This window comes from Rhizobium sp. NLR8a (assembly GCF_019685235.1).
Classification (GTDB): domain Bacteria; phylum Pseudomonadota; class Alphaproteobacteria; order Rhizobiales; family Rhizobiaceae; genus Rhizobium.
In genome coordinates this window covers 123,732-141,172 of sequence record NZ_JABDWI010000015.1, presented here as the reverse complement: position 1 = coordinate 141,172, position 17,441 = coordinate 123,732, and the positions used below count along the sequence as shown (strand labels likewise).

Genomic DNA, 17,441 nt, shown 5'->3' with positions numbered 1-17,441 from the left:
TGAACATGATGACTGAACTGCTCAGTTCCTATATTCCGATCGCTATCTTCATCGCCATTGCGCTCGTTATCGGCCTGGCGCTGCTCATTGCGCCGTTCGCCGTGGCTTTCAAAGCGCCAGATTCGGAAAAGCTCTCGGCTTACGAATGCGGTTTCAACGCCTTTGACGACGCCCGCATGAAGTTCGACATCCGCTTCTATCTCGTGTCGATCCTCTTCATCATCTTCGACCTCGAGGTCGCCTTCCTCTTCCCCTGGGCCGTTTCTTTCGGCGCCATCGGCTGGTTCGGCTTCTGGTCCATGATGGTCTTCCTCCTCGTGCTGACCATCGGCTTTATCTATGAATGGAAAAAGGGAGCCCTGGAATGGGAGTGACCCCTGTGAGCAACCAGTCGCTCGTCGCGCCGCAGCCGAAGGGGATCATCGATCCGTCGACCGGCAAGCCGATCGGGAGCAACGACGCATTTTTTGGCGAGATCAACAACGAACTCGCCGACAAGGGTTTCCTCGTCACTTCGACGGACGAGCTGATCAACTGGGCCCGTACCGGCTCGCTGATGTGGATGACCTTTGGTCTTGCCTGCTGCGCCGTCGAAATGATGCAGCTCTCCATGCCGCGTTATGACGTCGAGCGCTTTGGTTTTGCGCCGCGCGCTTCGCCGCGCCAGTCCGACGTGATGATCGTCGCCGGCACGTTGACCAACAAGATGGCGCCGGCGCTCCGCAAGGTCTACGACCAGATGCCCGAGCCACGCTACGTCATCTCGATGGGCTCCTGCGCCAATGGCGGCGGCTACTATCACTATTCCTATTCCGTGGTGCGCGGCTGCGACCGCGTCGTGCCGATCGACATCTACGTGCCGGGCTGTCCCCCCACGGCCGAAGCGCTGCTCTACGGCGTGCTTCTGCTGCAGAAGAAGATCCGGCGCACCGGCACGATCGAACGCTAAGGGTTAAGGACAAGGCATATGAGTGAAGCCCTGACTGAGCTTGCCTCCTATCTTGGCGAAGCGCGCGGCAACCTGATCGCCGCATCGCAGTTGAAGTATGGCGAGCTGACGCTGACGGCGACGGGTGAAAACCTGATCGCGCTCCTGACCTTCCTGCGTGACGACGCCAAATGCGGATTCGTCAACCTGATCGATATTTGCGGCGTCGACTGGCCGCAGCGCGAGCTGCGCTTCGACGTCGTCTATCATCTGCTGTCGCCGAAGAAGAACCTGCGCATCCGCGTCAAGGTCGCGACCGACGAGGATACGCCGGTCCCATCGGCCTGTGCGGTTCATCCCGGCGCCGATTGGTTCGAACGCGAAACCTGGGATATGTACGGCGTCCTGTTCACCGGCCATCCGGATCTGCGCCGCATCCTGACTGATTACGGTTTCGAAGGGCATCCTTTGCGCAAGGACTTTCCGACGACCGGTTTCGTCGAAGTTCGCTACGATGACGCAGCGAAGCGCGTCGTCTATGAGCCGGTGGAACTGAAACAGGAATTCCGCAACTTCGACTTCATGTCGCCATGGGAAGGCACCGAATACGTGCTGCCGGGTGATGAGAAGGCGAAACAGTAGTTCTAGGCAGAAGCCAATAGGCAGTAGGCAATAGTGATAAGGGAGAATGGCAACGGCGATTAATTCCTATCAGGATCTTCTGGTGTGGCAGCGCTCCATGGATCTTGCAGTTGAATGTTACGGCCTGACCAAGGGATTTCCCAAAGAGGAAGTTTATGGCCTTACCTCCCAGGTAAGACGTTCGGCAGCGTCCATCGCGGCAAACATAGCGGAAGGTTACGGGCGCGAGGCAACGGGTGCATATGTTCACCATTTGAAAATCGCCCAAGGATCCCTGAAGGAATTGGAGACGCATCTGATACTCTCGGCGCGAGTAGGAATAGCCACGGTCTCGCAGACCCAGTCGGCGCTTTCCTTGATTGCGGAGATAGGGAAGATGCTGCGGTCGCTTATTCGCCGCCTGCAAGATGGACAGAACGAACGTGAGAACTAACCACTACACTATTGCCTATTGCCCACTGGCTAATGCCTGCAATAGCGGAGCGCCTAGCAAATGACCGAACATAACGTCCGCAACTTCAACATCAATTTCGGACCGCAGCATCCGGCGGCGCACGGCGTTCTTCGTCTTGTCCTGGAGCTTGACGGCGAAATTGTGGAGCGGGTCGATCCGCATATCGGCCTGCTGCATCGCGGCACCGAGAAGCTGATCGAGACCAAGACCTATCTGCAGGCGGTGCCCTATTTCGATCGCCTCGACTATGTCGCGCCGATGAACCAGGAGCATGCCTATGCCATGGCCGTCGAAAAGCTGCTCGGCATCGAGATCCCGATCCGCGGCCAGCTGATCCGCGTTCTCTATTCGGAAATCGGCCGCATCCTCTCGCATCTTCTGAACGTCACGACGCAGGCGATGGACGTCGGCGCGTTGACGCCGCCGCTCTGGGGCTTTGAAGAGCGCGAAAAGCTGATGGTGTTCTATGAACGGGCCAGCGGCTCGCGCATGCACGCTGCCTATTTCCGTCCGGGCGGCGTCCACCAGGATCTGCCGGAAAAGCTCGTGCAGGACATCGGCGACTGGTGCGATCCGTTCCTCAAGGCGCTCGATGACATCGACGATCTTTTGACCGGCAACCGCATCTTCAAGCAGCGCAACGTCGATATCGGCGTCGTCTCGTTGGAAGATTGCTGGGCCTGGGGCTTCTCCGGCGTCATGGTGCGCGGTTCGGGTGCTGCCTGGGATCTGCGTCGCGCCCAGCCTTACGAATGTTATTCCGATCTCGAATTCGACATCCCGATCGGCAAGAACGGCGACAATTATGACCGCTACCTCATCCGCATGATCGAGATGCGCCAATCGGTCCGCATCATGAAGCAGTGCGTCAATCGCCTCCTCTCGGATGCGAAGACCGGTCCTTTCTCGTCGATCGACGGCAAGGTCGTTCCGCCGAAGCGCGGCGAGATGAAGCGTTCGATGGAAGCGCTGATCCACCACTTCAAGCTCTATACCGAAGGCTATCATGTGCCGGCCGGTGAAGTTTACGCCGCGGTCGAAGCGCCGAAGGGCGAGTTCGGCGTCTATCTCGTCTCCGACGGCTCGAACAAGCCGTATCGCTGCAAGATCCGCGCTCCGGGTTACGCCCACCTGCAGGCGATGGACTTCATGTGTCGCGGCCACCAGCTTGCCGACGTCGCTGCTGTCCTTGGCTCGCTCGATATCGTCTTCGGCGAGGTGGACCGCTGATGCAGCTTCTGCCGCTGGCCGTCGCAATTCTTCTCTCGGCGTCCGGGGTTTCGGCTCAGGAGGCTGACACCCTCGGCACGCCGCTGGGTCATAAGGAAGTGACGCCGCCGGGGCAGCAATCGTCCATGGGCGAGCTTTTGTCCAAGGGCTATCAGATCAAGGCCGCCATCCCGAATGGCAGCAAATTCGTCGTATTTATGCAGAAAGACCAGTCGGCCTATGCCTGCGAAATGCAGTCTTTGACCGCTTCGCGGTGTGGAACCCTAAACTGACAAGGCGTGAGGAAGAATGTCCGTTCGTCGATTAGCCGAAGATCAATTTCAGCCTGCCGCATTCGCTTTCAGCGATGAAAATGCGGTCTGGGCGGACAAGACGATCCAGAAATACCCCGCCGGCCGCCAGCAGTCGGCGGTCATTCCGCTGCTGATGCGGGCGCAGGAACAGGACGGCTGGGTCACGCGCGCGGCGATCGAAAAGATCGCCGACATGCTCGACATGGCCTATATCAGAGTGCTCGAGGTCGCGACCTTCTATACGCAGTTCCAGTTACATCCTGTCGGCACGCGCGCCCATGTCCAGGTCTGCGGCACGACGCCCTGCATGCTGCGCGGCTCGGAAGCGCTGATGTCGGTCTGCAAGAGCAAGATCCACGCGCACCCTTTCGAGCGCAATGCCGAAGGCACGCTCTCCTGGGAAGAAGTCGAATGTCTTGGCGCCTGCGTCAACGCCCCGATGGTGATGATCGGCAAGGACACGTACGAAGACCTGACGCCGGAGCGCCTCGAAGAGATCATCGACACCTTTGCCGCCGGCAATGGCGCGAGCATCAAGCCGGGCACCCAGATCGACCGGATATTCTCAGCACCTGAAGGCGGCCTGACCTCGCTGACGACGGAAGAGCCGAAGGCAAGGACACGCGCCAAGAAGGCCGATACCGAAACCGTGTCGGCGCCGGTCGACGGCGCGCCGGTCCCGCCCTCCGAGGCTGGCCGCCCAAAGAGCACCGATGCCGAGACCAATGCCGCCTTGAAGACGCCGGCGACGGCGCCGAAGGCAGCAGCGAAGAATGCCAAGGCAGCCGCGCAGCAGCCGGTTTCCGGCACGGCGCCTGCCGAGCCGGCGCTTGCTGCGGCCAAGGCCGAAACCGCTCCAGCGGCCAAGCCCAGCCTGACCGACAAGAACCGTCCAGCCGGCATCGAAAAGCCCGCCGCACCGGATGACCTGAAGATGATCTCCGGCGTCGGTCCGAAGATCGAGGCGACATTGAATGAAATCGGCATCTTCACCTTCTCGCAGGTCGCAGGCTGGAAGAAGGCCGAGCGCGAATGGGTCGATGGCTACCTGAATTTCCGCGGCCGCATCGAGCGTGACGACTGGGTCAAGCAGGCCAAGGCGCTCGCCAAGGGCGGCGAAGCGGAATATATCAAGGTCTTCGGCAAGAAGCCGCGGTAAGAGGTGAAGCATGTTACAAGATAAAGACCGCATCTTTACCAACATCTACGGCCTCAAGGACAAGTCCCTGAAGGGCGCGATGAGCCGCGGCCACTGGGATGGCACCAAGCAGATCCTCGAAAAGGGCCGCGATTGGATCATCAACGAGATGAAGGCCTCCGGCCTTCGCGGCCGCGGCGGCGCCGGCTTCCCCACGGGTCTCAAATGGTCCTTCATGCCGAAGGAAAGCGACGGCCGCCCGCATTACCTCGTCGTCAATGCAGACGAATCGGAGCCCGGCACCTGCAAAGACCGCGACATCATGCGCCACGATCCGCATACACTGATCGAAGGGTGCGTCGTCGCAAGCTTCGCCATGGGCGCCAATGCCGCCTACATCTACGTGCGCGGTGAATACATCCGCGAGCGCGAAGCGCTGCAGGCGGCGATCGACGAGTGCTATGACTACGGCCTGCTTGGCAAGAACAACAAGCTCGGCTGGGACATGGACATCTTCGTCCATCACGGCGCCGGCGCCTATATCTGCGGTGAGGAAACCGCGCTGCTCGAGAGCCTGGAGGGCAAGAAGGGCCAGCCGCGGCTCAAGCCGCCGTTCCCCGCCAATATGGGTCTCTACGGCTGCCCGACGACCGTCAACAACGTCGAATCGATCGCTGTCGCGCCGACGATTCTGCGCCGCGGCGCTGGCTGGTTCTCGGCCATCGGTCGTCCGAACAATGTCGGCACCAAGCTGTTCATGCTCTCCGGCCACGTCAACAAGCCGTGCACCGTTGAAGAGGAAATGGGCATCACCTTCCGCGAACTGGTCGACCGCCACGCCGGCGGCATCCGCGGTGGCTGGGACAATCTGCTCGCCGTCATTCCGGGCGGTGCATCCTGCCCGATCGTTCCGGCCAAGGACATCATCGATTGCCCGATGGATTTTGACGGTCTGCGCGGCGTCGGTTCCTCCTTCGGCACGGCCGCCGCGATTGTCATGGACAAGTCCACGGACGTCATCAAGGCGATCGCCCGCATCTCCGCCTTCTTCAAGCATGAGAGCTGCGGCCAGTGCACGCCCTGCCGGGAAGGCACGGGCTGGATGTGGCGCGTGATGGAGCGCATGGCCAAGGGCAACGCCCAGAAGCGCGAAATCGACATGCTGTTTCAGGTGACCAAGCAGATCGAAGGCCACACCATCTGCGCGCTCGGCGACGCCGCCGCATGGCCGGTGCAGGGTCTGATCCGTAACTTCCGTCCCGAGATCGAAAAGCGCATCGACCAGTATACGGCGAGCGCGCTCGATCACGGCGCGGTTCTGGAGGCGGCTGAATAATCATGACCGACAAGGCATCCAAGAGTGGGAAGAAGGAAGAGACCGCCGATTTCGCGGCCGGCTTCGGCCGTCTTGCCGCCGAGATGCTGGAAAACGCACAGGCAATGCCGGTGCATCCGCTGATGGCACATCCTGCCGCAGCCTTTGCCGCCGCAACGGCTATTGGCTTCGGTTTCTCGACGCAGATGGCGGGAGCCTTTTTCGGGGCCTTCCAGAGTGCTCTGGAAACGACGGGCAAACTCGCCGCCGCCCTCGATGATACGCCGCCCGACGAACCGGCGCCCGCTGTCGATATCCGGTCGGAGAACATCCGCCCGGCCGTCAAGGCGTTCAGCAAGCCCGCGGCCGACAAGCCTGCCGCCGAAAGGAAGGCTGGGCCGAGGCTGAGAGTCGTCAAGCCGGCAAGCGAACCGACTCAGGCAAGCCAGCCGACGCCCAGCGTGAAGGTAAAACCGGCTCAGCGGGCTGCAAAGGCCGACGATCTCAAGCTGATCGCCGGCATCGGTCCGAAGCTGGAGCAGGTGTTGAACACCAAAGGCATTCGCGGCTTCGCCGAGATTGCCGCCTGGACCGACGAGGATATCGCCCGGCTTGACGCCGAGCTCGGCCTTAGCGGCCGCATCGCACGCGACGACTGGATCGGTCAGGCGAAGGTTCTGGCCGGGCGGGGCCGCAGAAGGAAATGAGCTGTCCGGCCGCGCAAACCGGCCGGAAATAGGGCGGATCAGCGAAGGGGCGGAGGGCCCACGCTGCAGATGCCGGTGCGGGTTCCGCGTCTGGAACGCGCGACAGACAATTTGGGCGACATCGGCTGCCAGCAGGACGAAAGATCCGGCTCGGCAAAGAGAATGTTGCAAAACAGGTTTGTTTGCCGTCATCAGGCAAACGGGAAACAGGACTGAGCGACGATGGCAAAACTGAAGATTGACGGCAACGAGATCGAAGTTCCGGATCATTTCACGCTATTGCAGGCGTGTGAGGATGCCGGCGCTGAAGTTCCGCGCTTCTGCTTCCACGAGCGCCTGTCGGTTGCCGGCAACTGCCGCATGTGCCTTGTCGAGGTAAAGGGCGGACCGCCGAAGCCGCAGGCTTCCTGTGCCATGAGCGTGCGCGACATCCGCGGCGGCCCGAATGGCGAATTGCCCGAGGTCTTCACCAACACGCCGATGGTCAAGAAGGCCCGTGAAGGCGTGATGGAGTTCCTGCTGATCAACCATCCGCTCGACTGCCCGATCTGCGACCAGGGCGGCGAATGCGACCTGCAGGATCAGGCGATGGCATTCGGCATCGACACCTCGCGCTACCAGGAAGACAAGCGCGCTGTCGAGGACAAGTATATCGGCCCGCTCGTCAAGACGGTGATGAACCGCTGCATCCATTGCACGCGCTGCGTCCGCTTCACCACCGAGGTTGCCGGCATTTCCGAACTCGGCCTGATCGGTCGCGGCGAGGATGCCGAGATCACCACCTATCTCGAACAGGCGATGACCTCCGAACTGCAGGGCAACGTCGTCGACCTCTGCCCGGTCGGCGCGCTCACCTCCAAGCCCTTCGCCTTCACCGCCCGCCCCTGGGAATTGAACAAGACCGAGTCGATCGACGTCATGGATGCCGTCGGTTCGGCGATCCGCGTCGACACCCGTGGCCGTGAAGTCATGCGCATCCTGCCGCGCGTCAACGAGGTGATCAACGAGGAGTGGATTTCCGACAAGAGCCGCTTCATCTGGGACGGTTTGAAGACGCAGCGCCTCGACCGGCCTTACGTCCGCCGCGACGGCCGCCTGCAGCCGGCCAGCTGGGCCGAGGCCTTCGGCGCCATCAAGGCTGCTGTCAGCGCCACTTCAGGCGAAAAGATCGGCGCGATCGCTGGCGATCTCGCTTCCGTCGAGGAAATGTATGCGCTCTCCGAGCTGGTCAAGGCGCTGGGATCGGCTAATCTCGACTGTCGCCAGGATGGGACGGCACTCGATCCGTCGCTCGGCCGTGCAAGCTACCTCTTCAACCCGACGATTGCGGGCATCGACCAGGCCGACGCGCTGCTGATCATCGGCGCCAATCCGCGTTTCGAGGCGGCTATTCTCAACGCCCGCATCCGCAAGCGCTGGCGTCGCGGCAAGTTCCCGATCGGCGTGATCGGCGAGCCCAGTGAACTGCGTTACAGCTATGACTATCTCGGCGGCGGACCCGACACGCTCAAGGATCTGGTCGATGGCGGCCATGCCTTCGCGGACGTCCTGAAGAACGCCGCCAAGCCGATGATCATCATCGGCCAGGGCGCGCTGTCGCGCAGCGATGGCGCCGGTGTTCTCGCAAGTGCCGCCAAGCTTGCCGGTTCGGTCGGTGCGGTCGTCGAAGGCTGGAACGGCTTCGCCGTCCTCCACACCGCTGCCTCGCGTGTCGGCGGCCTTGATCTCGGCTTCGTGCCGGGTGCTGCGGGCGTCAATGCCGCTGAAATGCTGCAGTCGATGGACGTGCTCTTCCTGCTCGGCGCCGATGAACTCGACTTCACCGCCAAGAAGGCCAAGCTCACCGTCTATATCGGCTCGCATGGCGATAACGGCGCGCACCATGCCGACGTCATCCTGCCGGCCGCAGCCTATACCGAAAAGTCCGGCACCTGGGTCAACACCGAAGGCCGCGTCCAGATGGGCAATCGCGCAGGCTTTGCGCCGGGCGATGCCCGTGAGGATTGGGCGATCATCCGTGCGCTGTCCGACGTGCTCGGCAAGAAGCTTCCCTTCGATTCACTGAGTGAGTTGCGCGGCCGGCTCTATGCCGCTTTCCCGCATTTCGCCGCCATCGACGAGATCGCCGAAACCGATAGCGCCCAAATTGCCGCAGTCGCGAAAAAAGCCGGCAAGATGAACAAGTCAGGGTTTGCGTCGCCGGTCAAAGACTTCTATTTGACGAACCCGATAGCGCGCGCCTCGGCTGTCATGGCCGAGTGCTCGGCATTGGCCCGCAACAACTTTAAAGTCGCGGCAGAGTAAGGGCAGGAACTCATGGATTCTTTCTTCTCAACCTATGTCTGGCCGGGGATCATCATGATCGGTCAGTCGCTGCTGCTTCTCGTCTGCCTGCTCGTCTTCATCGCTTACGTGCTGCTTGCCGACCGCAAGATTTGGGCGGCCGTGCAGCTGCGCCGCGGCCCGAACGTTGTCGGTCCCTTCGGCCTGTTCCAGTCCTTCGCCGACCTTCTGAAGTTCGTGTTCAAGGAGCCGATCATTCCGGCCGGCGCCAACAAGGCGGTGTTCCTGCTGGCCCCGCTGGTGACCGTGCTGTTGGCGCTGTCCACCTGGGCGGTGGTGCCGCTCGCTGATGGCTGGGTGATCGCCAACATCAATGTCGGCATTCTCTATATCTTCGCGATCTCCTCGCTTGAAGTCTACGGGATCATCATGGGCGGCTGGGCTTCGAATTCGAAGTATCCCTTCCTCGGCGCGCTGCGCTCGGCCGCACAGATGGTGTCCTATGAAGTCTCGATCGGCTTCGTCATCGTCACCGTTCTGCTCTGCGTCGGCTCGCTCAACCTGACCGACATCGTCAATGCGCAGCATACCGGCCTCGGCACCATGCTCGGCCTGCCGGCCTCGTTTCTCGACTGGCACTGGCTGTCGCTGTTCCCGATGTTCATCGTCTTCTTCATCTCGGCGCTCGCCGAGACGAACCGTCCGCCTTTCGACCTTCCGGAAGCCGAATCGGAACTCGTCGCCGGCTTCATGGTCGAGTACGGTTCCTCGCCATACATGATGTTCATGCTCGGCGAATATGCGGCCGTCTGCCTGATGTGCTCGCTGACGACGATCCTCTTCCTCGGCGGCTGGCTGCCTCCTGTCGATATCTGGATTCTCAATTGGGTCCCGGGCATTATCTGGTTCATGCTGAAGGCATGCTTCGTGTTCTTCATGTTCGCGATGGTCAAGGCCTTCGTCCCGCGCTACCGCTACGACCAGCTCATGCGCCTCGGCTGGAAGGTCTTCCTGCCGCTGTCGCTCGCCATGGTCATCATCGTTGCATTCGTGCTGAAACTGATGGGATGGGCGTAATGATCCCAGCTCTCGTTTCCGGCAAAATTGGAGGTTGAAGATGGCAAGCTTGTCCAGCTCCATCAACTCGCTGTTCCTCAAGGAATTCTTCGGCGCGTTCTTTCTGTCGATGCGCTATTTCTTCCGCCAGAAGGCGACCATCAACTATCCCTTCGAAAAGGGTCCGGTCTCCCCGCGCTTCCGCGGCGAGCATGCGCTGCGCCGTTATCCGAACGGCGAGGAACGCTGCATCGCCTGCAAGCTCTGCGAGGCGATCTGTCCAGCCCAGGCGATCACCATCGAGGCCGGTCCGCGCCGCAACGACGGCACGCGCCGCACCGTGCGCTACGACATCGACATGGTGAAGTGCATCTATTGCGGCTTCTGCCAGGAAGCCTGCCCGGTCGACGCGATCGTCGAAGGTCCGAATTTCGAATTTGCGACGGAAACCCGCGAAGAGCTCTATTTCGACAAGGCGCGCCTTCTCGATAACGGGGACCGGTGGGAGCGCGAAATCGCCCGCAACATCGCGATCGACTCGCCGTACCGCTGATTGAGATCTGAAACGCCGCGGTGGAGCTGCTCGCTCCTGTCACGGTCAATATGCACAGGAGCTTTGCCGGCGAGTGCCGCGAAGCTCCATCGGGCAGGGAAAATTCCCGGCTGCCCGGGGGAAGATGAAAAAGGCACCAACATGGGTCTGCAGGCTCTATTTTTCTATCTTTTCGCCTTTGTCGCGGTGGCGTCGGCGTTCATGGTCATCTGGGCGAAGAACCCGGTTCACTCGGTTTTGTTTCTGATCCTGGTGTTCTTCAACGCGGCCGGCCTGTTCCTGCTGCTCGGCGCCGAGTTCCTGGCGATGATCCTGCTCGTCGTCTATGTCGGCGCCGTCGCCGTCCTCTTCCTCTTCGTAGTGATGATGCTCGACATCGACTTCACCGAATTGAGGGCAGGCGTGCTCGAATATGCGCCGATCGGCGGATTGATCGGGATCATCCTGGCGGCCGAACTGATCGTCGTCATCGGCGGCAGCGTCATCTCGCCTGAGATCGCCAAATCAGTCGCCATGCCGATCCCGGCACTGACCGAGCGCACCAATACGGCCGCTCTCGGCGACGTGCTTTACACCAACTACGTCTATTTCTTCCAGATTGCCGGCCTGGTGCTGCTGGTCGCCATGATCGGCGCGATCGTGCTGACGCTGAGGCATCGCACCAACATCAAGCGGCAAAATATTTCCAGGCAGGTTGCCCGCACGCCCGCCACCGCCGTCGAGGTGGTTACGGTCAAGCCGGGGCAGGGCGTCTAAAGGCAGGTCAAGGAACAAAGAACATGGTCATCGGTCTTTCCCACTACCTGACGGTCAGCGCCATCCTCTTCACGCTCGGCGTCTTCGGCATCTTCCTGAACCGGAAGAACGTCATCGTCATCCTGATGTCGGTCGAACTGATCCTGCTTGCCGTCAACATCAACATGGTCGCCTTCTCTTCCTTCCTGAACGACATTGTCGGCCAGGTCTTCGCGCTGTTCATTCTGACGGTCGCGGCTGCCGAAGCGGCGATCGGTCTTGCAATTCTCGTTGTCTTCTACCGCAACCGCGGCTCGATCGCGGTCGAAGACGTCAATATGATGAAGGGCTGAGTGGCTCATGTTCCTCTATAAGGCTATTGTCTTTCTTCCCTTGATCGGCGCGATCGTCGCCGGCCTTTTCGGCCGCGCCATCGGCGCCAAGGCCTCGGAATATGTAACCAGCGGCCTGATGATCATCGCCGGCATCCTGTCGTGGATCGTCTTCTTCAACGTTGGCATGGGCCATCTTGAAGGCGGGCCGATCAAGGTCGAGGTGCTGCGCTGGATCCAGTCCGGCGGCGTCGACGTCTCCTGGTCGCTGCGCGTGGATACGCTGACCTCAGTCATGCTGATCGTCGTCAACACGGTCTCGACCTTGGTGCATATCTATTCGATCGGCTACATGCATACCGATCCGCATCGCCCGCGCTTCTTTGCCTATCTCTCGCTCTTCACCTTCGCCATGCTGATGCTGGTGACGGCCGACAACCTGGCGCAGATGTTCTTCGGCTGGGAAGGCGTCGGTCTCGCCTCCTATCTTCTGATCGGCTTCTGGTTCAAGAAGCCGTCGGCGACGGCCGCGGCGATGAAGGCTTTCATCGTCAACCGCGTCGGCGACTTCGGTTTCGTGCTGGGCATTGCCGGTGTCTTCGTGCTGTTTGGTTCGATTAACCTCGATACGATCTTCGCCAATGCATCGAATTTCGCCCCGCATGAAGGCGGCGGTGAGGCGAGCGAAGTGATCCTCAACCTCTTCGGCATGCAGCTCGACAAGGCGCACGCGCTGACCGGCATCTGCCTGCTGCTGTTCATGGGCGCAATGGGCAAGTCGGCGCAGTTCCTGCTGCACACCTGGCTCCCGGACGCGATGGAAGGCCCGACCCCGGTCTCGGCCCTCATCCATGCCGCGACCATGGTCACCGCCGGCGTCTTCCTCGTCGCCCGCATGTCGCCGCTGTTCGAACTGTCGCCGGATGCGCTCACGGTCGTCACCGTGATCGGCGCGATCACCGCCTTCTTCGCGGCAACCGTCGGCCTGGTGCAGAACGACATTAAGCGCGTCATCGCCTATTCCACCTGCTCGCAGCTCGGCTACATGTTCGTGGCGCTCGGGGTAGGGGCTTACGGCGCGGCGATCTTCCATCTCTTCACGCATGCCTTCTTCAAGGCGCTGCTCTTCCTCTGTGCCGGCTCGGTCATCCACGCCGTCGACGGCGAGCAGGACATGCGCCACATGGGCGGCCTGTATCCGCACATCAAAGTTACCGCCGGCCTCATGATCATCGGCACGCTGGCGATCACCGGCGTCGGCATTCCCTTCACGCCGTTCGGCCTTGCCGGCTTCTTCTCCAAGGACGTGATCATCGAGGCGACCTACGCATCGCATTCGCCGGTCTCGGGCTTCGCCTTCTCGCTGCTGGTCATTGCGGCTCTATTTACCAGCTTCTACTCCTGGCGCCTGATCTTCATGACCTTCTTCGGCAAGCCGCGCGCTTCGCATGAGGTCATGCACCACGTCCACGAGTCGCCCCAGGTCATGCTTGTGCCGCTCTATATCCTTGCGCTCGGCGCCATATTTGCGGGCGTGATCTTCGAAGGCCGGTTCTACGGCGAGGAATATGCCGAGTTCTGGAAGGGCGCGCTCTTTACCGGTGCCGAAAACGAACTCCTCGAACAGTTCCATCATGTACCCACGCTTGTCGGCTTAAGCCCCTTCATCGCTATGGTGCTGGGTTTCGTCATTGCCTGGTACATGTATATCCGCTCGCCGCAGACGCCGCGCGTCCTCGCCAAGCAGCACCGGGTGCTCTACCATTTCCTGCTCAACAAGTGGTATTTCGACGAACTCTACGACTTCCTGTTCGTCCGCACGGCAAGGGCGCTCGGCCGCTTCCTGTGGAAGAAGGGTGACGTCGGCGTCATCGATACCTACGGGCCGAACGGTGTCGCCGCCCGCGTCGTCGCCGTCACCGATCGCGTGGTCCGTCTGCAGACCGGTTACCTCTATCACTATGCCTTCGCCATGCTGCTCGGCATTGCGGCGCTCGTTACCTGGATGATGCTCGGGAGTTCCTTCTGATGACCGATTGGCCTATTCTTTCAACGGTCACCTTCCTGCCGCTCGCCGGCGTGGTGCTCCTGCTCTTGATGAATGGCGACAGCGAAAGCGGCCGGAGAAACGTGCTGGGGATATCGCTGATCACCACCGTCTTCACCTTCATCGTCTCGCTCGTCATCTGGATCGGCTTCGACAATGCCAATCCAGGCTTTCAGATGGTCGAGAAGCATGACTGGCTCGGCACCGGCATTGGCTACCACGTCGGCGTCGACGGCATCTCTATGCTGTTCGTCATCCTGACGACCTTCCTCATGCCCTTCTGTGTGCTGGCGAGCTGGCTCTCGATCGAGAGGCGCCTGAAGGAATACATGATCGCCTTCCTCATCCTCGAAACGATGATGGTCGGCGTTTTCGTCTCGCTCGATATCGTGCTCTTCTACGTCTTCTTCGAGGCGGGCCTCATCCCGATGTTCCTGATCATCGGAGTCTGGGGCGGCAAGGATCGCGTCTATGCGAGCTACAAGTTCTTCCTCTATACGCTGCTCGGCTCGGTGCTGATGCTGCTCGCCATCATGGCGATGTACTGGCAGGCCGGCACGACCGACATCACCGCGCTGCTCGCCTACAAGTTCCCGCCGGCGCTGCAGACCTGGCTCTGGCTTGCCTTCTTTGCCTCTTTCGCAGTGAAGATGCCGATGTGGCCCGTTCATACCTGGCTTCCGGATGCGCACGTTCAGGCGCCGACGGCAGGCTCGGTGATCCTTGCCGGCGTGCTCCTGAAGCTCGGCGGCTACGGTCTCATCCGCTTCTCGCTCGGCATGTTCCCGGTCGCGTCCGATTATTTTGCGCCGCTCGTCTTCGCCATGTCGGTCATCGCCATCATCTACACCTCGCTGGTAGCGATGATGCAGGACGACATGAAGAAACTGATCGCCTATTCCTCCGTGGCGCATATGGGCTACGTGACCATGGGCATCTTCGCCGCCAACATGCAGGGTGTTCAGGGGTCGATCTTCCAGATGCTGTCGCACGGCATCGTCTCCGGCGCGCTCTTCCTCTGCGTCGGCGTCGTCTACGACCGTACCCATACCCGCGAGATCAACGCCTATGGCGGCCTCGTCAACAACATGCCGAAATATGCCGTGGCGATGATGGTCTTCACCATGGCCAATGTCGGGCTTCCCGGCACGTCTGGCTTCATCGGCGAATTCCTGACGCTGATCGGCGTCTTCCGGGTCAACACCTGGGTCGCGCTCTTTGCCGCCACCGGCGTCATTCTCTCGGCCGCCTATGCGCTCTGGCTCTATCGCCGGGTAATTTTCGGCGCGCTGGAGAAGGAAAAGCTGAAGGCGCTGCTCGATCTTTCCAGACGCGAACAGCTGATCCTTTATCCGCTGGTCGCGCTGACCATCTTCTTCGGCGTTTATCCGGCTCCGGTCTTCGATGCGACGGCCGCCTCGGTGGATCTGCTGGTCAACAACTACACGGCCGCCGTGCACGCAGCGCAGAACGTTGCGCTGTCTATGAAATGATGACGGGACTTATCGGACATGACCGCTGAAACAATTCTCCTCAGTCTGCATCTTTCCGCGCCGGAGCTCATCCTCGCGGTCGGCGCCCTGGTCCTGTTGATGGTCGGCGTCTTCTCAGGCGAGCGGTCGGGCCTTGTCGTCACCGGCCTCGCCATCGTGCTGCTGCTCGCATCCGGTCTGTGGCTGCTCTTCGTGCCGGCGGAAGGCCTCGCCTTCGGCGGCGTCTACATGGCCGACGGCTTCTCGCGCTTCATGAAGCTGGTGGCGCTCCTCGGTTCGCTGGTCGCTCTGTTCATGACGATGGGGCATGCCCGCGAAAATCAGCTCGACAAGTTCGAGTTCCCGGTTCTCCTGCTGCTGGCGACTCTCGGCATCCTGCTGATGATCTCGGCCAACGACCTGATCTCGCTCTATCTTGCGCTGGAACTGCAGTCGCTGGCGCTTTATGTCGTCGCCGCGATCAACCGCGACAGCCTGAAGTCGACCGAGGCCGGTCTCAAATATTTCGTGCTCGGCGCACTGTCATCCGGCATGCTGCTCTACGGCATGTCGCTGGTCTATGGCTTCACCGGTCACACCCATTTCGCCGAAATTGCCCAGGCGCTGTCCGTCGAGGGCGCACGGTCGCTCGGCCTCATCTTCGGCCTGGTCTTCATCCTCGCCGGCATCGCCTTCAAGATCTCGGCCGTTCCGTTCCACATGTGGACGCCGGATGTTTATGAAGGCGCGCCGACGCCGGTCACCGCCTTCCTTGCCGCAGCCCCCAAGGTTGCCGCCATGGCGATGATGACACGCATGGTCATCACCGCCTTCCAGCCGGTTCTGGCCGACTGGCAGCAGGTCGTCGTCTTCATCTCGATCGCCTCGATGCTGCTCGGCTCCTTTGCCGCGATCGGTCAGAAGAACATCAAGCGGCTGATGGCCTATTCTTCGATCGGCCACATGGGTTATGCGTTGGTCGGCCTAGCTGCCGGCAATCAGACCGGTGTTTCCGGCGTCATGCTTTACATGGTCATTTACATGATCATGACGCTCGGCACCTTTGCAATCATCATGTCGATGCGCCGCAAGGACGGCACCGTCGTCGAAAACGTCGACGATCTCGCCGGCCTCTCCACGACAAACCCGTTCATGGCCGTCGTGCTGACGGCGCTGATGTTCTCGCTCGCCGGCATCCCGCCGCTGGCAGGCTTCTTCGCCAAGTACTTCGTTTTCGTCGCCGCCATCGAAGCCAAGCTTTATGCGCTCGCCATCATCGGCGTTCTCGCCTCGGTCGTCGGCGCCTATTATTATCTGCGCGTCATCAAGCTGATGTGGTTCGATGAAGCGACCGGCGAATTCGCCCGTGTCTCCGGCGCCCTGCGGCTGGTCTTCGGTCTCTCCGGTCTCTTCGTCACCGCTTATGTCCTCATCGGCGGCCCGATCGGCGGCGCGGCAGAGCTTGCCGCCGCGACGCTCTTCTGATGGCCTCCGACGGACGGCGCCGGATATCGCTCGGCGATATCAGGCATGAGGCTCTGTCGGAAACATCGTCCACCAACAGCGAATGCCTCGCCCGAGCCCGGGCGGGGGATCCCGGCAATCTCTGGGTGACGGCCGAGAGGCAGACGGGCGGCCGCGGCCGTCGCGGCAGGCTCTGGGTTTCCGAACGCGGCAATCTCTACGCCTCTCTTCTGCTGATCGACCCGGCGCCGATGGAGCGCCTCGGCTCGCTGCCGCTGGCAATCGCCGTTGCCGTTCACCAGGCGATCCGCCGGGTGCTGCCGCTGGGCGCCGAGCCGCTCGAGGTCAAATGGCCGAACGATGTCCTCATCGGCAGAAAGAAGACCTGCGGCATCCTGATCGAAGGCGAAAGGCTGCCGGACGGCCGCTATGCGCTGATCGTCGGCATCGGCATCAATGTCTCGGTCATGCCGGACAATCCGCTCTATCCCGTCACCTGCCTGCGCGAGCATGCGAGCGCGGCGTCGCCGGAGGAGCTCTTCGCCCATCTCTTCGCGGCGACGGCGGATGTGCTCGAAATATGGGATCAGGGCCGCGGCATTGCCGAGATCACCGCGCGCTGGCGCGCCATCGCCTGCGGCGTCGGGGAAAATATCACGGTCAATTTACCGGACCGGTCGATTTCCGGACAATTCGCCGGGATTGATGATAATGGCTTGTTGATGCTCGATACCGGCGCTGGCACGGTCATGTCTATTGCCGCGGGTGATGTGTTTTTTGGATAGCGGAAAA

The 17,441-nt window shown here is 61.2% G+C and carries 18 protein-coding genes; all 18 read left to right on the top strand.

Going from position 1 to position 17,441, the window contains the following annotated elements; genetic code table 11:
* The first annotated feature begins 8 nt into the window (after positions 1–8).
* Positions 9–374, top strand: a complete 366-nt coding sequence (locus tag HJC04_RS26370) for an NADH-quinone oxidoreductase subunit A (protein WP_010055493.1) — start codon at positions 9–11, stop codon at positions 372–374.
* Positions 365–949 carry an NADH-quinone oxidoreductase subunit B family protein gene (locus HJC04_RS26365; RefSeq protein WP_210628296.1) on the top strand — a complete coding sequence of 195 codons (585 nt, stop codon included), beginning with the start codon at positions 365–367 and terminating at the stop codon, positions 947–949. The genes HJC04_RS26370 and HJC04_RS26365 overlap by 10 nt, the downstream gene beginning before the upstream one ends.
* A gap of 18 nt (positions 950–967) precedes the next feature.
* Entirely contained in the window at positions 968–1,570 is a 603-nt protein-coding gene (locus HJC04_RS26360) for an NADH-quinone oxidoreductase subunit C (protein WP_210628295.1), read from the top strand.
* 46 nt (positions 1,571–1,616) lie between these two features.
* On the top strand, positions 1,617–2,003 hold the full coding sequence (locus tag HJC04_RS26355) for a four helix bundle protein (protein ID WP_221147472.1): 387 nt from the start codon (positions 1,617–1,619) through the stop codon (positions 2,001–2,003).
* A 60-nt stretch (positions 2,004–2,063) separates the two neighbouring features.
* The gene (locus tag HJC04_RS26350; RefSeq protein ID WP_210628293.1) at positions 2,064–3,254 is read left to right on the top strand and encodes an NADH-quinone oxidoreductase subunit D; all 1,191 of its coding nucleotides are present in this window, start codon (positions 2,064–2,066) and stop codon (positions 3,252–3,254) included.
* The gene (locus tag HJC04_RS26345; protein WP_210628292.1) at positions 3,254–3,526 is read left to right on the top strand and encodes a hypothetical protein; all 273 of its coding nucleotides are present in this window, start codon (positions 3,254–3,256) and stop codon (positions 3,524–3,526) included. Before HJC04_RS26350 ends, HJC04_RS26345 begins: the two co-directional genes overlap by 1 nt.
* Positions 3,527–3,542: 16 nt before the next feature.
* Positions 3,543–4,706 carry an NADH-quinone oxidoreductase subunit E gene (locus HJC04_RS26340; protein ID WP_210628291.1) on the top strand — a complete coding sequence of 388 codons (1,164 nt, stop codon included), beginning with the start codon at positions 3,543–3,545 and terminating at the stop codon, positions 4,704–4,706.
* A 10-nt stretch (positions 4,707–4,716) separates the two neighbouring features.
* Complete coding sequence (gene nuoF / locus HJC04_RS26335) at positions 4,717–6,021, top strand: NADH-quinone oxidoreductase subunit NuoF (protein ID WP_003558451.1); 1,305 nt, start codon at positions 4,717–4,719, stop codon at positions 6,019–6,021.
* A 2-nt stretch (positions 6,022–6,023) separates the two neighbouring features.
* Positions 6,024–6,707: a 5' DNA nuclease gene (locus tag HJC04_RS26330; protein ID WP_210628289.1), complete on the top strand. Its 684-nt coding sequence runs from the start codon at positions 6,024–6,026 to the stop codon at positions 6,705–6,707.
* A 222-nt stretch (positions 6,708–6,929) separates the two neighbouring features.
* A complete protein-coding gene (nuoG, locus tag HJC04_RS26325) occupies positions 6,930–9,011 on the top strand; it encodes an NADH-quinone oxidoreductase subunit NuoG (protein ID WP_221147471.1) in 2,082 nt (693 codons plus the stop codon).
* A 12-nt stretch (positions 9,012–9,023) separates the two neighbouring features.
* Positions 9,024–10,067, top strand: coding sequence for an NADH-quinone oxidoreductase subunit NuoH (gene nuoH, locus HJC04_RS26320; protein ID WP_210628287.1), 1,044 nt, complete (start codon positions 9,024–9,026; stop codon positions 10,065–10,067).
* 40 nt (positions 10,068–10,107) lie between these two features.
* The gene (gene nuoI, locus HJC04_RS26315; protein ID WP_004680064.1) at positions 10,108–10,599 is read left to right on the top strand and encodes an NADH-quinone oxidoreductase subunit NuoI; all 492 of its coding nucleotides are present in this window, start codon (positions 10,108–10,110) and stop codon (positions 10,597–10,599) included.
* Positions 10,600–10,740: 141 nt separating this feature from the next.
* Positions 10,741–11,355 carry an NADH-quinone oxidoreductase subunit J gene (locus HJC04_RS26310; RefSeq protein WP_184452956.1) on the top strand — a complete coding sequence of 205 codons (615 nt, stop codon included), beginning with the start codon at positions 10,741–10,743 and terminating at the stop codon, positions 11,353–11,355.
* Between the two features lie 23 nt (positions 11,356–11,378).
* Complete coding sequence (gene nuoK, locus HJC04_RS26305) at positions 11,379–11,687, top strand: NADH-quinone oxidoreductase subunit NuoK (protein WP_003587269.1); 309 nt, start codon at positions 11,379–11,381, stop codon at positions 11,685–11,687.
* Positions 11,688–11,694: 7 nt separating this feature from the next.
* Positions 11,695–13,695, top strand: coding sequence for an NADH-quinone oxidoreductase subunit L (gene nuoL, locus HJC04_RS26300; protein ID WP_210628285.1), 2,001 nt, complete (start codon positions 11,695–11,697; stop codon positions 13,693–13,695).
* The gene (locus HJC04_RS26295) at positions 13,695–15,206 is read left to right on the top strand and encodes an NADH-quinone oxidoreductase subunit M (RefSeq protein ID WP_210628284.1); all 1,512 of its coding nucleotides are present in this window, start codon (positions 13,695–13,697) and stop codon (positions 15,204–15,206) included. Before nuoL ends, HJC04_RS26295 begins: the two co-directional genes overlap by 1 nt.
* An 18-nt stretch (positions 15,207–15,224) precedes the next feature.
* The gene (gene nuoN / locus HJC04_RS26290; RefSeq protein ID WP_210628283.1) at positions 15,225–16,670 is read left to right on the top strand and encodes an NADH-quinone oxidoreductase subunit NuoN; all 1,446 of its coding nucleotides are present in this window, start codon (positions 15,225–15,227) and stop codon (positions 16,668–16,670) included.
* Positions 16,670–17,434, top strand: a complete 765-nt coding sequence (locus HJC04_RS26285) for a biotin--[acetyl-CoA-carboxylase] ligase (RefSeq protein WP_210628282.1) — start codon at positions 16,670–16,672, stop codon at positions 17,432–17,434. Before nuoN ends, HJC04_RS26285 begins: the two co-directional genes overlap by 1 nt.
* The last annotated feature ends 7 nt before the right edge of the window (positions 17,435–17,441 follow it).